Below are 13,759 nucleotides of genomic sequence, written 5' to 3'. Positions count from 1 at the left end.
TCCGGTCTGTTTTTATCGCGATGCCTCACGCAAAACGCCCACGGTTTACTGCACATCTTTGCGTGCAAAGAGGCCGGGGACGGAAAAATTAAAAAAGGGCGAGGAGGAACCTCGCCCAGGGGCATTACGCTTTGAGCTGCACCTGCCCGTCTTTTACGCGGGCTTCGTAATGGGCAATGGAGTGGCTTTCATCCTCCATGCACAAACCATCGCGCAGGCGGAAGCGCTGTTTCTTCAGCGGGCTGGCTACCCACAGTTCGCCCTGGTGTTCGACAATTAAACCGCGCGACAGCACGCTGGCCTCGAAGAACGGGTCGATATTGCTGATGGCGTACACCTCGTCAGACTGGTGAGGGCGGAAGATCGCAACCTGCTGGTCGTTCAGCAGGGCGCACACGCCGGTTGCGGGCAGGATCTTGTCGATCGGGCAGATAGTCATCCACTGGCTCATACGGTTTCCTCCTCCACAAAGGTGACCGGGATACGTTCATACGGCGTAGCCGGACGATGTTGTTGACGCTCGGAAACCACCTGAACATTCGGGTCGCGAAGCGGGCTGTTAATAAAGTGCTGGAAGCGAACCTGGGCATCCGGATCGTTCACCGTCTCGGTCCACTCGCAGACGACGGCGTCACGCAGGCGGGCCATTTCGGCTTCAAGCTGGGCATTCAGGCCCAGTTTGTCGTCGATGATTACGCTCTTCAGGTAGTCGATGCCGCCTTCCATGTTATCCAGCCACGGTGCGGTGCGGGTCAGTTTGTCAGCGGTGCGGATGTAGAACATCATAAAGCGGTCCAGATAACGCACCAGGGTATCGTGATCGAGGTCCGCCGCCAGCAGATCCGCATGGCGCGGTTTCATGCCGCCGTTACCGCACACGTACAGGTTCCAGCCTTTTTCGGTGGCGATGATACCTACGTCTTTACCCTGCGCTTCGGCACATTCACGGGTACAGCCGGATACGCCGAACTTCATTTTGTGCGGGGTGCGGATGCCTTTATAACGATTTTCCAGTTCGACGCCGAAGCCGACGCTGTCGCCTACGCCGTAGCGGCACCAGGTGCTGCCCACGCAGGTTTTTGCCATACGCAGCGCTTTGGCATAGGCATGGCCGGTTTCGAAGCCCGCTTCAATCAGTTGACGCCAGATTTCCGGCAGGTCGTCTTTCTGCGCGCCGAACAGGCCGATACGCTGAGAGCCGGTGATTTTGGTGTACAGGTTAAATTCGCGGGCGATACGGCCCACTTCCATCAACCCTTCCGGGGTGATTTCCCCGCCAGCAGAGCGTGGGATCACCGAGTAGGTGCCGTCTTTCTGGATGTTAGCCAGGAAGTTGTCGTTGGTGTCCTGAAGCGGGGTGTGCTTCGGTTTCAGGATGTATTCGTTCCAGCAGGACGCCAGCAGCGAGCCCACGGTGGGTTTACACACTTCACAGCCGTAGCCTTTACCGTATTTCGCCAGCAGTTCGTCGAAGGTTTTGATGCCTTCCACGCGGATCAGGTGATACAGCTCCTGACGGGAGAACGCGAAGTGCTCGCACAGGTTGTGGCTGACTTCGATACCCTGTTTCGCCAGTTCGGCGTTCAGCACCTGAGTCACCAGCGGGATACAGCCGCCGCAGCCGGTCCCGGCTTTGGTTTCCGCTTTCAACGCCGCAACGGTGTGGCAGCCTTTGTTGATGGCGGAAATCAGCATGCCTTTGGTCACGTCGAAACAGGAACAGATTTGCGCGCTGTCCGGCAGTTTGTCCACGCCGATAGCCGGTTTACCCTGGCTGGCGTGCGCTGGCAGGATCAATGCATCCGGGTTTTCCGGCAGTTCGATTTGGTTCAGCACCAGTTGCAGCAGGTTGCCGTAATCGCTGGTGTCGCCCACCAGCACCGCGCCCAGCAGGGTTTTGTTGTCTTCGCTGACGATAAGGCGTTTATAGGTTTCTTTGCTCTCATCCAGGAACACATAGCTGCGGGATTTCGGGGTACGGCCATGAGCATCGCCGATGCCGCCCACGTCTACGCCCAGCAACTTCAGCTTGGCGCTGAGGTCGGCACCTTCAAAAGCGTTGGTGTTGCCAAGGATATGGTCAACTGCCACCTGAGCCATTTTGTAGCCCGGTGCTACCAGGCCGTACACGCGATTGTGCCAGCTGGCACATTCGCCGATGGCGTAGATATCCGGGTCAGAAGTCTGGCATTTGTCGTTAATTACAATACCGCCGCGCTGCGCGACGGCCAGACCGCACTGGGTCGCCAGTTTGTCGCGCGGGCGAATACCGGTTGAGAACACGATGAAGTCGACTTCCAGGTCGCTACCGTCGGCGAAGCGCATGGTTTTACGCGCGCTTTTGCCAGTCTGCACGATTTCCTGGGTATTTTTGCTGGTGTGAACTTTCACGCCCAGGCTTTCGATTTTCTTACGCAGTTGCTCGCCGCCCATCTGATCGAGCTGTTCAGCCATCAGCATCGGCGCGAATTCGATAACGTGGGTTTCTACGCCGAGGTTTTTCAGCGCGCCAGCCGCTTCCAGGCCTAACAGACCACCGCCGACCACTGCGCCGCGTTTGCTGCGACGGGCGCAGGCTTCGATGGCGTTAAGATCTTCAATGGTGCGGTAGACGAAGCAGTCCTGGGTTTCAGACCCTTTAATTGGCGGGATCCACGGGTAGGAACCGGTCGCCATGATCAGTTTGTCGTAATAGACGGTACGCCCGGCGCTGGAGTGGATCACTTTTTCCTGGCGGTTAATGGTGATGGCGCGTTCGCCCATCAGCACATTCACGCCGTGCTTCTCATAATAACCTTCGCGCACTAAAGAGAGTTCTTCAGCAGTATGGTGAGAGAAGTAAGAGGAGAGGTGAACACGATCGTAGGCGATACGTGGCTCTTCACAAAATACGGTAATGTCGAACTGGCTGGCGTCAGCTTTATCGAGAAGATCCTCAATAAAACGATGGCCTACCATCCCGTTACCGATTATAGCCAGTTTGACTTTGCTCATTTTTGCCTCAATTTCTATTCTATTACTGCTTACCTTAACGATTCAGCAAACCCCCTTCTTGATTCAGATCAATTTCTGCCCTATATACCCCTTAATAGGTATATCCTTGATTTTTGTAGGATTTTCTAAGTGGCGGAATTGATTCAGTTTTCGATTTTGCGCGCTTTTTAAACAAATTCGGGTCAGGCCAGGCGGAATGTGGTATCACTCTGTAAAAAGCGCTTACAGCGGAGGGAGTATGTCTTCAACGTCTTTATGGTTAATCCAGAATGTGCGTTTACCGGGGCGGGAAGGATTGTGGCAAATCCCCATCGATAAGGGCCGATTTGGTGCCATCACGCCGATGGAAAACGGCGTTCACAGCAGTCTTGATGTGCTTAACGCGCGCGGTGGGTTAGCCATACCGCCGTTTATCGAGCCGCATATTCATCTGGATACTACGCAAACCGCCGGGGAGCCCAGTTGGAACCTTTCCGGGACGCTGTTTGAAGGGATCGAGCGCTGGGCCGAGCGCAAGGCGACGCTGAGCCATGAAGATGTCAAAGCACGCGCCTGGCAAACCCTGAAATGGCAGATGGCGCAGGGCATCCAGTATGTACGAACCCATGTTGATGTCTCCGACCCGACGCTGACGGCGCTCCGGGCGCTGCTGGAAGTTAAGAAGGAAGTCGCGCCCTGGGTTGATTTGCAGTTGGTGGCGTTTCCGCAGGAGGGGATTCTTTCGTATCCCAACGGCGAAGCCCTGCTGGAAGAGGCGCTGAAGCTCGGCGCGGACGTCGTAGGCGCGATCCCACATTTCGAATTCACGCGCGAGTACGGCGTTGAATCGCTGAATATCGCCTTTGCGCTGGCGAAGAAATATGACCGGCCGCTGGATATTCACTGCGACGAAATCGACGACGAGCAGTCGCGCTTTCTGGAAACCGTGGCGGCGCTGGCGCTGCGGGAAAATATCGGCCCGCGCGTTACCGCCAGCCATACTACCGCCATGCACAGCTACAACGGCGCCTACACCTCGCGGCTGTTCCGCCTGCTGAAGCTGTCCGGGATTAATTTTGTCGCCAATCCGCTGGTCAATATCCACTTGCAGGGACGATTTGATGATTATCCGAAGCGGCGCGGCATTACCCGGGTAAAGGAACTGCTGGCGGCAGACATAAACGTCTGCTTCGGGCATGACGACGTATTTGACTCGTGGTATCCGCTGGGCACCGGCAACATGCTGCAAGTGCTGCATATGGGCCTGCACGTTTGCCAGATGATGGGCTACGAGCAGATTAACCAGAGCCTGGATTTGATCACCCATAACAGCGCCAGAACCCTGGGCATTGCTGAGTACGGCATTAAAGAGGGCAACCCGGCTAACGTAATTATTTTACCGGTGGAGAACGGCTTTGAAGCGGTGCGTCGCCAGGTGCCGGTGCGCTGGTCGGTGCGTCACGGCAAAGTGATTGCCACCACACAACTGTCGCAAACTTGGGTGAAGATGGATAACGGCGGGGAGGAGATTTACTTTACGCGCCCTTCAGCAGAGTAAAGGGCGCGTTGAGTATTAATGCGCTGCGGAGGTTGCGTTGTGACGGCGATGGCGCGTCACAAAGCCTAATACCAGGCACATGACGAACACCACGGCATACAAACCGTTAGCGGTATTGAGCGCCGCCTGAGGGCCGCTGTGGGCAACAATCGGGCCGGTGACAACAAAGGTCAGCATGGTGCCGACGGTGCCGCAGGTCAGAATAAAGTTAACCAGCTTAGGCGACGGCACGTTGGTTTGCAGCGAACCAAGAGTAATGATCGAGGTGTAAATGGCGCTGGAGAAGAAGCCCAGCGTCAGAATAAACCACGCCATATGCTGTGGTTCGCCGGAAATAAAGCAGTACATCAACACCGTGGCGAGGCCCGCCAGCACGGTCAGTATGCGTTGCAGATCGAAGAAGCGCAGAAGAAAGCTGAACGCCCACATGCCGAACATGTACGACATCCAGAAATCGCTGACCAGCTTCCCGGCGTCGTTCAAGCTCATGCCGAGGCTTTTGGCGTATTCCGGTACCCAGGAGATAAAGCCCAGTTGGCCGAGGATGTAGCACAGCGCCGCCACCGACAGGAACAGCACGCCGATACCCCACTTTTCTTTCTCGACAGGGGTGTTGCTCTGTTTAGCGTGTTTGCCCAGCGCCGGGAACGCGCAGCCGAAGGTCAGGATAAAAATCGCCACATAGACCAGGCCGATGCAGGCGTAAACCCAATACCACTCAATGGTGCGCGCCAGCAGCCAGGCCGCCAGCATTGGGAAAATCATGCCCGCCATGCTGAAAAAGGAGTCGGTAAACAGCAAACGCGAGCCGCGTTGGCGGCCTTCGTACATCTGGGTGACCAGGAAGGTGCCGATGGACATGGTAATGCCGCTCACCACGCCCAGTACGAACATACAGGCGGAAAACAGCGCCAGGCTATGGCTGAACATCAGGCCCGCCACCGCCAGCACCATCATCACAAAGCCAAAGCGCAGTTGGGTTTTTAGCGGGACGATTTCCATCAGCCAGGCATTCAGAAAGATTGAAATCAAAATGCCGGCGTTCAGGAAGGTGAAGGTATTGCTCATGCTGGAAACCGGCAGGCCGAAGTAGTCGGCAATATTGCCCATCACCATCCCGGTGACAATCACTAACGCGCCGGTCAGGGCGTAGGAAAAGTAACTGATCCATGTGAGCTTGATGCGATTGCTGTTAGTCATGAAGATCCTGTGAAGAGAAAGGTAAAGCATCCTGGGGACGCTGAAATCGCGGGCAGTTTATGTGTTTTTGTGATGCATATAAACATTTAGGAATTTATTTGCTGCAAAACTCACGTTTCATTGTGAGTTTTGTCACATATCTTTCCTATACTTTCCAGGTAAAAATCCCGGATGTTAGCCATGCATCGTAAAACCAGGTAAATGTCTGGCACGATGCGGTTACGGTCTTTAGAATCAAGCCACTCGCTTTTAACCCTGTTTTCGTAAGGAATGCTTCATGCTCAAATCAACTCTGGCGGCTGTTGCAGCTGTGTTCGCTCTTTCCGCTCTCTCTCCCGCGGCGCTGGCTGCCAAAGGCGACCCTCGCGTACTGTTGACGACCTCTGCCGGCAATATCGAACTGGAGTTAAACAGCCAGAAAGCGCCAATCTCTTCGAAAAACTTCGTTGATTACGTTAATAGCGGCTACTACAACAACACCATTTTCCATCGCGTGATCCCAGGCTTTATGGTCCAGGGCGGCGGGTTCACGTCTGATATGCAGCAAAAGCAAGCCAACGCGCCGATTAAAAATGAAGCCGACAATGGCCTGCGCAACACCCGTGGCACCATTTCGATGGCGCGCACCGCAGATAAAGACAGCGCTACCAGCCAGTTCTTTATCAACGTGGCTGACAACGCGTTTCTCGACCACGGCCAGCGCGATTTCGGGTATGCGGTATTTGGTAAAGTTGTGAAAGGGATGGACATTGCCGATAAAATTGCCCAGGCCCAGACTCACGACGTGGGTCCTTACCAAAATGTCCCGTCAAAACCGATAGTTATCCTGTCTGCTAAAGTCCTGCCATAACCGCTTTTTGCGCGGGTTCGCTTAACCCGCGTTTGCCGCCTCCCGGCGTGTCTGTGATTTGCTGCTTATACTTGTGGCAAATACGGTCACGATCAGGGAGGCGCTATGTCTAAAAAACTCACCGATAAACAGAAATCCCGTCTCTGGGAGCAAAAGCGAAACGGCAACTTTCAGGCCAGCCTGCGCCTGGAGGGACGCGATATCCCGCTAATCGAGTTAACCACAGACGAAGCCGAGCAACGCCTTCAGGAAGTCAGGGGGCAATATGAGCGATAAATTTGGCGACGGGCGCGATCCGTATCTCTATGCCGGTCTGGATGTACTGAAAAACCGCCTTACTATCCGCCAGGCGCAGCGTCTGGATGCCGCGATGCTGGAACTGGTTGCGCTGCGTGCCGCCACGTTGCCGCTGGGGCCGATCCCACGCGGGTTGCCCCATCTCTGTGCTATCCACCGTCACCTGTTCCAGGACGTGTTCGACTGGGCGGGCGAGTTGCGTGAAGTGGATATTTACCAGGGCGATACCCGCTTCTGCCATTTCGGCTATATCGAGAAAGAGGGCAACGACCTGTTCCAGGATCTGGAAGACGAAGGGTATCTGGCAGGGCTGGCCGCGCCGGAATTTATCCAGCGGCTGGCGCACTACTATTGCGAGATTAATGTGCTGCACCCGTTCCGCCTGGGTTCTGGCCTGAGCCAGCGCATTTTCTTTGAGCAACTGGCGATTCATGCCGGGTATAGTCTCGACTGGCGCGATATCGACCCGCCGTTCTGGCGTGAAGCAAACCAGGCTGGCGCGATGGGCGATCTGGAGCCGCTGGTCTTGATATTCAGCAAAGTGGTGAGTGAAGCACGGGAAAGTGAGTAGAATAGCGCGGTTCATTTTTTCGGAGCCGCCATGCTACTGCTGATTGATAACTACGATTCGTTCACCTGGAACCTGTACCAGTATTTCTGCGAACTCGGCGCAGAGGTGGTGGTTAAGCGCAACGATGAAATCAGCGTTGCCGACATCGCCACGCTCGCGCCGCAAAAAATTGTCATTTCCCCCGGCCCCTGCACCCCCAATGAAGCGGGCATCTCTCTGGATGTGATTCGTGATTACGCGGGTAAGCTGCCGATCCTCGGGGTCTGCCTTGGGCATCAGGCCATAGGCCAGGCGTTTGGCGCACGGATTATTCGCGCCCGTCAGGTGATGCACGGCAAAACCTCAGCGATTCGCCATAACGGTAGCGGCGTGTTTCACGGGCTGAATAACCCGCTCACCGTGACGCGCTATCACTCCCTGCTGATTGACCCCGCCACGCTGCCGGACGACTTCGACGTCACCGCCTGGAGCGCGGAGGATGAAATCATGGGCATTCGCCATCGCGAGTGGGATCTGGAGGGTGTGCAGTTTCATCCCGAAAGCATTCTCAGCGAACAGGGCCACGCGCTGCTTGCCAACTTTTTACGCCGCTGATTTTTTATTGCCATTAATTGATTTTTTATGCATATTTTGTGCTTATATTTTCAATTAAGATTTTGCATAAACGGATGGGCATAAGATGGCAAATGAACAGACTGCAATTACCCGGGCGACTTTTGACGACGTTATTCTGCCAGTCTATGCACCGGCTGAGTTTATCCCGGTAAAAGGGCAGGGCAGCCGCGTATGGGATCAGCAGGGTAAAGAGTACGTTGATTTTGCCGGCGGGATTGCGGTCACGGCGCTGGGTCACTGCCATCCGGCGCTGGTGGAGGCATTAAAAAACCAGGGCGAAACGCTGTGGCACACCAGCAACGTGTTTACCAATGAACCAGCGCTGCGCCTGGGTCGCAAAATTATCAACGCGACCTTTGCCGAGCGCGTACTGTTTATGAACTCGGGCACCGAAGCCAATGAGACCGCGTTCAAACTGGCGCGCTATTACGCCTCTACCCGCCACAGCCCGTATAAAACCAAAATCATCGCCTTCCATAACGCTTTCCATGGCCGTTCGCTGTTTACCGTGTCGGTCGGCGGGCAGCCGAAATATTCTGACGGCTTCGGCCCGAAACCGGCAGATATTATCCACGTGCCGTTTAACGATCTGCATGCGGTGGAAGCAGTGATTGACGATCACACCTGCGCCATTGTGGTGGAGCCGATTCAGGGCGAAGGCGGCGTGACGGCGGCGACCCCGGAATTCTTAAAGGGCCTGCGCGAGTTGTGCGACAAACATCAGGCGCTGTTGGTGTTTGATGAAGTGCAGTGCGGCATGGGCCGTACCGGCGATCTGTTCGCTTACATGCATTACGGCGTGACGCCGGATATCCTCACCAGCGCCAAAGCCCTGGGCGGCGGTTTCCCGATCAGTGCAATGTTGACCACTCAGGATATCGCCTCGGCGTTCCATGTAGGCTCTCACGGCTCCACTTACGGCGGCAACCCGTTAGCCTGTGCGGTAGCCGGCGCGGCGTTCGATATCATCAATACCCCGGATGTACTGGCTGGCGTGAACCAAAAACGTGCCCAGTTCGTGAAGCATCTTGAGCAAATTGACGCGCAGTACGACGTGTTCAGCGACATTCGCGGCATGGGGCTACTGATTGGCGCCGAGCTTAAACCGCAGTACAAAGGCCGTGCGCGTGAGTTTTTGCACGCGGCGGCAGAAGCGGGCGTGATGGTGCTGAACGCTGGCCCGGATGTGATGCGCTTCGCGCCATCGCTGGTGGTTGAAAGTGCCGATATCGATGAAGGCATGACGCGCTTCGCGCAGGCCGTTGCGAAAGTCAGTCGTTAACCGCTTTCGGATTATTGAGCCGCCGGTTTAGCCAGATCCCATGATGCGGCCGCTGACGCCATGCTACTGACGAAATGGTGTGCATGGTGTCGAGATGGCCGAGTATCCGCTGGAGATGCTGTTCCAGCACGCTTAACGGCCCCTGAGACAGGGCTTCCGGCATATCCAGGATCACCGCGTCTTTGGTTTCCCCCGGCTCGTCATATTCCAGCCGCTGCTGGCAGCGCTGGAGCGCAATTTCGCAGGACTGCAAATAGCGCTGCGCCAGGTCACGCGTCAGCATGGTGTGTTCCCGCGCCATAGTGGTCATCGCATTAATATGCTCGACGATAAACTGGCTGTGGGTCACCCACAGCTTCATCTCTTCCAGATAGCGGGTATTGAATCCCGGTTCCTGCATCGCCTGGTTCAGCGAATTGTACAACGCGTTATGCGCCTGGTTGACCAGCATGCGCTGCCAGGCCAGCGGCGTAGGTTGCGGGTCGTCACTGAGGATCAAGCGTATCGCTTTCTGGTCTGCCTCCAGCGCATCGTGAGCGTTTTTACGCAGCAGGCCGCTTTGCCACTGGGGCCACAACCACACCATGCCGCCAAAGGCGATCAGGCAGCCAATCAAGGTATCAATCAGTCTCGGCAGAATATACTGCTCCCCGCTCAGGGAGAGCAGTTGCAGGCTATACACCGCCGTGACGGTAAAGCCGATAGTCGCCCAGCCGTAATTTTTGCGGATGATGAGATAGCTCACGATGGTGATGACCAACATCGCCAGCAGGGTGTAGCCATCGGCAACGTGATAGTGCAGAGTGATCCCGGCGATGATAAGCCCGGCCATGGTGCCGCCCGCTCGGTGGAGAATACGCACCCGCGTGGCGCCGTAGCCGTTCTGGGTCACGAACATCACGGTCATTAAAATCCAGTAGGGTTTCGGTAGGTGCAGGGCGCTACCCACCAGGCTGGCAATGCTCAGCATCACCGCGATACGGGCGGAACTGCGCAGGGCGGTGGACTTCAATGACAGATAGCTTTTCAACGCGCGCAGCACGGGCAGGCGGCGCTGCTTATCTTCCATCAGATCGCGCGAATACAGTGGACGCTGGGATTTCAGCACTCTGGCGATACGGCTGAAATGGTATTCGCAGAACTGTCCCACCGGGTTATCGGGGTGCTGGCGGGCAATTTTTTCCAGCGCGCCAATCTGCTTATCCATTTCAAAGCGCTTCGGGTAACGGTGATACAGGATATCGTCGGCGCGTTCCCGCAGGCGGGCCGCCACCGTCTGGGCATTCCAGCGGATCACCGCCTCGGCGTGGCTTTCGCGCACCAGTTTCTGCACCTCTTCGGGCTGATGCAGGCTGACGGAAATATGCTCCTGCAAATCCAGCGCGATCTGGAAAGTGCGCAGCAGGCGTTTATAGCCGTGATGCTTACCGGTCGACAGCATATGTAGCTGCTGATAACACTGGGTAATCAAGTCGACGGTTTTTTGCTGGCGTGCCAGCAGCGGCGGCAACGCGCTTTGCGGATCGGTATGCTGGGTCAGCAGGCTGTATTTGGCTTCGCAATATTCCGCCAACTGGCGGTACAGCAGGCTCAGGGTTTCGCGCAGCGGCTGTTCGCGCCACACCCAGAACCAGAACCAGTTAAACAGCCCATACCACAGCGTGCCCAAGGCATACAGCAGCAGCGGCTCCCACATCGGCATATAGCCCGCCAGGCTGAGTGTGAATATCGCTGCAATAAGCGACGCCGGGAGCAGGCGAGCATGAAGCGGACTGATTTCCGCCGTTACGCCCAGGATCAGCGCCAGCCCGGAGAGCGCCAGTGGCAGCGGCACGGCGTTAAGCAGCAGTAACTGCATCGCCAGGCTGCTGAGCGCGAACAGTGACCCGCCAATAACCAGGCGTTTAAAGAAGCGCTTGTGCGGGGTGTCCAGGCCAGCGATGTTGCAGCAGGCGGGAACGAGGGAGAACAGGAGACCTTGTTGCAGATGGCCCAGAACCAGACCCACCGCCACAGGCAAACACAACACCAGGGTTTGACGAAGTGCGTAGTTGATTTCGGGGTGGTAGATCAGGCGTCGCCACATGGGTGAGATCGGATGAGACGGCGTGTTGCCACGCCGTTTCGCAGGGTTTAGCGGGTACCGTAAACCACAATGGTCTTACCGTGGGCGGAGATCAGGTTTTGATCTTCAAGCATTTTCAAAATGCGGCCAACGGTTTCGCGGGAGCAGCCGACGATCTGGCCGATCTCCTGACGGGTAATTTTGATCTGCATACCATCCGGGTGGGTCATGGCATCCGGCTGTTTGGCCAGATTCAGCAGCGTTTGTGCGATGCGGCCAGTGACATCAAGGAAGGCGAGGTTGCCCACTTTCTCTGACGTCACCTGCAGACGGCGCGCCATCTGCGAAGACAGACGCATCAGGATGTCAGGGTTAACCTGAATCAGCTGACGGAATTTTTTATAAGAGATTTCTGCCACTTCACACGCCGTTTTGGCGCGAACCCAGGCACTGCGTTCCTGACCTTCTTCGAACAATCCCAGTTCGCCGATGAAATCGCCCTGATTCAGATAAGAGAGGATCATTTCCTTGCCCTCTTCATCTTTAATCAGCACTGCCACGGAGCCTTTAACGATGTAATACAACGTTTCCGCCTTTTCACCCTGGTGAATCAGCGTGCTCTTCGATGGGTACTTATGAATATGGCAATGAGACAAGAACCATTCGAGAGTCGGGTCTGTTTGCGGTTTGCCAAGCACCATGCGCGGTTATCCTCTGTTTTAAGCTGACTCCAGAGAGCAACAATAATAACCCTCTGGGTTTTTGCAATCGTCTCTTCTCCTGGCCGGAGAAGGGGCCTTTAACGTCCTGTGGCCTGTAATAGGTGTGGTCGTATGCACACATGCATTACATCAATGTATCGCTGTAGCATCCGACTGTTTTAGCATAGCTTTACGTGAGTGTCTCCTATTGTCTCGTTTCAGCTTGACCTGGCTCTCATCCGTTGCGCGTTTTGTTACAGCCGCGTAATCTGTCAGTAATTTTGAAACACTGGAGTAACCAAAATGCAGGCAAGAGTGAAGTGGGTAGAAGGGTTAACTTTTCTCGGTGAGTCCGCCTCAGGACACCAGGTTTTAATGGACGGCAACTCCGGTGACAAAGCGCCCAGCCCGATGGAAATGGTATTAATGGCGGCGGGCGGTTGCAGCGCCATTGATGTGGTGTCGATCCTTCAGAAAGGACGTCATGACATCACCGACTGCGAGGTGAAATTGACCTCCGAGCGCCGTGAAGAAGCGCCGCGCTACTTTACCCACATCAACCTGCATTTCATCGTGACCGGTAAAGCGTTAAAAGACGCGGCGGTGTCCCGTGCGGTAGATCTGTCGGCAGAGAAATATTGTTCAGTCGCCTTGATGCTGGAAAAAGCGGTGAACGTCACCCATTCCTACGAAGTGATTGAAGGATAAGTGCTTAATAAGGCGGCGTTGCCGCCTTAAATTTTTCGCCCTTCCATGATTCTTTTTACCAGCGGCAGCATGATCAGCTCCATCGCCAACCCCATTTTCCCGCCTGGCACCACTAATGTATTGATGTGGGAAATGAATGAGCCCTGCAACATGGCCAGCAGCCAGGGGAAATCGATCCCTTCCAGGTTCCTGAAGTGAATCACCACCAGGCTCTCATCCAGCGAAGGAATTGCCTTCGCGGCAAACGGGTTTGATGTATCAACGGTGGGGACACGCTGGAAGTTAATATGGGTACGCGAGAACTGCGGCGTGATGAAGTTGATGTAGTCTTCCATCGAACGCACGACCGAATCCATCACCGCTTCACGGGAGTGCCCGCGTTCGCTGGTGTCACGGATGAGCTTCTGGATCCATTCCAGGTTGACGATCGGCACCACGCCCACCAGCAAATTCACATGGCGCGCGACATCATGATGGGGCGTCACCACGCCGCCATGCAACCCTTCGTAAAACAGCACGTCCGTGGGTTCGGGCAACGGTTGCCAGGGGGTAAAAGTACCCGGTACCTGGTTCCAGGGTACGGCTTCGTCATAGGTATGCAGATATTTACGCGATTGCCCGGTACCGGTTTGCCCGTACTGATTAAAAGTCTGTTCCAGCAGGCCAAAGTCGTTGGCCTCCGGCCCGAAATAGCTGATGTGCCTGCCCACGTCGCGCGCTTTGCGGATCGCCATATCCATTTCAGGGCGGGTATAGCGATGAAAGCTGTCCCCTTCCACTTCAGCGGCATGCAGGTTGAGCTGGGCGAAAATCTTACGAAAGGCGAGGCTGGTGGTGGTGGTCCCGGCCCCGCTGGAGCCGGTAACGGCGATGATCGGATGTTGGGCAGACATAGCGGAACAACTCCTTAGGGTAGCGACGTGAAAATAAGACCCGTGC

The 13,759-nt window shown here is 55.7% G+C and carries 13 protein-coding genes; 7 read left to right on the top strand and 6 right to left on the bottom strand.

The annotated features are described in order from the left end of the window. Positions 1-124 precede the first annotated feature (124 nt). Positions 125-451, bottom strand: a complete 327-nt coding sequence (gene nirD / locus RT120_RS08710; protein WP_312981879.1) for a nitrite reductase small subunit NirD — start codon at positions 449-451, stop codon at positions 125-127. Then, the gene (gene nirB, locus RT120_RS08705; protein ID WP_312981878.1) at positions 448-2,994 is read right to left on the bottom strand and encodes a nitrite reductase large subunit NirB; all 2,547 of its coding nucleotides are present in this window, start codon (positions 2,992-2,994) and stop codon (positions 448-450) included. The genes nirD and nirB overlap by 4 nt, the downstream gene beginning before the upstream one ends. Positions 2,995-3,232: 238 nt before the next feature. Here nirB and RT120_RS08700 point away from each other — a divergent pair, with 238 nt between their 5' ends. Continuing rightward, positions 3,233-4,531 carry a cytosine deaminase gene (locus tag RT120_RS08700; protein ID WP_312981876.1) on the top strand — a complete coding sequence of 433 codons (1,299 nt, stop codon included), beginning with the start codon at positions 3,233-3,235 and terminating at the stop codon, positions 4,529-4,531. Between the two features lie 15 nt (positions 4,532-4,546). Here RT120_RS08700 and tsgA read toward each other — a convergent pair whose 3' ends face one another. After that, a complete protein-coding gene (gene tsgA / locus RT120_RS08695) occupies positions 4,547-5,731 on the bottom strand; it encodes an MFS transporter TsgA (RefSeq protein ID WP_312981874.1) in 1,185 nt (394 codons plus the stop codon). Between the two features lie 277 nt (positions 5,732-6,008). Between tsgA and ppiA the strand changes: the two genes are divergently transcribed. The 5 genes from ppiA to RT120_RS08670 all read left to right on the top strand — a co-directional run bounded on the left by ppiA (position 6,009) and on the right by RT120_RS08670 (position 9,346). Beyond that, positions 6,009-6,581, top strand: coding sequence for a peptidylprolyl isomerase A (ppiA, locus tag RT120_RS08690; RefSeq protein ID WP_312981872.1), 573 nt, complete (start codon positions 6,009-6,011; stop codon positions 6,579-6,581). Between the two features lie 105 nt (positions 6,582-6,686). Beyond that, complete coding sequence (locus RT120_RS08685) at positions 6,687-6,857, top strand: YhfG family protein (protein WP_312981870.1); 171 nt, start codon at positions 6,687-6,689, stop codon at positions 6,855-6,857. Next, entirely contained in the window at positions 6,847-7,449 is a 603-nt protein-coding gene (locus tag RT120_RS08680) for a putative adenosine monophosphate-protein transferase Fic (RefSeq protein ID WP_312981868.1), read from the top strand. The genes RT120_RS08685 and RT120_RS08680 overlap by 11 nt, the downstream gene beginning before the upstream one ends. Positions 7,450-7,479: 30 nt before the next feature. Next, positions 7,480-8,043, top strand: coding sequence for an aminodeoxychorismate synthase component 2 (gene pabA, locus RT120_RS08675; RefSeq protein ID WP_312981866.1), 564 nt, complete (start codon positions 7,480-7,482; stop codon positions 8,041-8,043). Between the two features lie 85 nt (positions 8,044-8,128). Next, positions 8,129-9,346 carry an aspartate aminotransferase family protein gene (locus RT120_RS08670; protein WP_312981863.1) on the top strand — a complete coding sequence of 406 codons (1,218 nt, stop codon included), beginning with the start codon at positions 8,129-8,131 and terminating at the stop codon, positions 9,344-9,346. Here RT120_RS08670 and RT120_RS08665 read toward each other — a convergent pair. Together RT120_RS08665 and crp are read right to left on the bottom strand one after the other, a co-directional pair. Then, positions 9,336-11,432 (bottom strand): YccS/YhfK family putative transporter, encoded by a 2,097-nt coding sequence (locus RT120_RS08665; RefSeq protein ID WP_312981862.1) that lies wholly within the window; start codon positions 11,430-11,432, stop codon positions 9,336-9,338. The two genes, RT120_RS08670 and RT120_RS08665, sit on opposite strands and share 11 nt — an antisense overlap. Positions 11,433-11,479: 47 nt before the next feature. Further along, complete coding sequence (gene crp, locus RT120_RS08660; protein WP_000242758.1) at positions 11,480-12,112, bottom strand: cAMP-activated global transcriptional regulator CRP; 633 nt, start codon at positions 12,110-12,112, stop codon at positions 11,480-11,482. Between the two features lie 303 nt (positions 12,113-12,415). Between crp and RT120_RS08655 the strand changes: the two genes are divergently transcribed. Next, positions 12,416-12,820, top strand: a complete 405-nt coding sequence (locus RT120_RS08655) for an OsmC family protein (protein WP_161659793.1) — start codon at positions 12,416-12,418, stop codon at positions 12,818-12,820. Between the two features lie 26 nt (positions 12,821-12,846). On the opposite strand, the gene RT120_RS08650 is transcribed toward RT120_RS08655, so the two are convergent. After that, positions 12,847-13,713 carry a phosphoribulokinase gene (locus RT120_RS08650; RefSeq protein ID WP_312981860.1) on the bottom strand — a complete coding sequence of 289 codons (867 nt, stop codon included), beginning with the start codon at positions 13,711-13,713 and terminating at the stop codon, positions 12,847-12,849. Between the last annotated feature and the right edge of the window lie 46 nt (positions 13,714-13,759).

Origin of the sequence: Atlantibacter sp., from assembly GCF_032062175.1 — a bacterium.
Lineage (GTDB): Bacteria > Pseudomonadota > Gammaproteobacteria > Enterobacterales > Enterobacteriaceae > Atlantibacter.
The sequence above is the reverse complement of the archived record's forward strand: the minus strand, read 5'-3'. Positions and strand labels throughout refer to the sequence as shown.

Excerpts from the sequence above, each read along its gene's own strand:
- RT120_RS08670 (WP_312981863.1), top strand. The coding sequence starts at position 8,129 with ATGGCAAATGAACAGACTGCAATTACCCGGGCGACTTTTGACGACGTT.
- RT120_RS08685 (WP_312981870.1), top strand. The coding sequence starts at position 6,687 with ATGTCTAAAAAACTCACCGATAAACAGAAATCCCGTCTCTGGGAGCAA.
- RT120_RS08665 (WP_312981862.1), bottom strand. The coding sequence starts at position 11,432 with ATGTGGCGACGCCTGATCTACCACCCCGAAATCAACTACGCACTTCGT.
- RT120_RS08700 (WP_312981876.1), top strand. The coding sequence starts at position 3,233 with ATGTCTTCAACGTCTTTATGGTTAATCCAGAATGTGCGTTTACCGGGG.
- pabA (WP_312981866.1), top strand. The coding sequence starts at position 7,480 with ATGCTACTGCTGATTGATAACTACGATTCGTTCACCTGGAACCTGTAC.
- nirB (WP_312981878.1), bottom strand. The coding sequence starts at position 2,994 with ATGAGCAAAGTCAAACTGGCTATAATCGGTAACGGGATGGTAGGCCAT.
- nirD (WP_312981879.1), bottom strand. The coding sequence starts at position 451 with ATGAGCCAGTGGATGACTATCTGCCCGATCGACAAGATCCTGCCCGCA.
- RT120_RS08650 (WP_312981860.1), bottom strand. The coding sequence starts at position 13,713 with ATGTCTGCCCAACATCCGATCATCGCCGTTACCGGCTCCAGCGGGGCC.
- RT120_RS08655 (WP_161659793.1), top strand. The coding sequence starts at position 12,416 with ATGCAGGCAAGAGTGAAGTGGGTAGAAGGGTTAACTTTTCTCGGTGAG.
- tsgA (WP_312981874.1), bottom strand. The coding sequence starts at position 5,731 with ATGACTAACAGCAATCGCATCAAGCTCACATGGATCAGTTACTTTTCC.
- crp (WP_000242758.1), bottom strand. The coding sequence starts at position 12,112 with ATGGTGCTTGGCAAACCGCAAACAGACCCGACTCTCGAATGGTTCTTG.
- ppiA (WP_312981872.1), top strand. The coding sequence starts at position 6,009 with ATGCTCAAATCAACTCTGGCGGCTGTTGCAGCTGTGTTCGCTCTTTCC.
- RT120_RS08680 (WP_312981868.1), top strand. The coding sequence starts at position 6,847 with ATGAGCGATAAATTTGGCGACGGGCGCGATCCGTATCTCTATGCCGGT.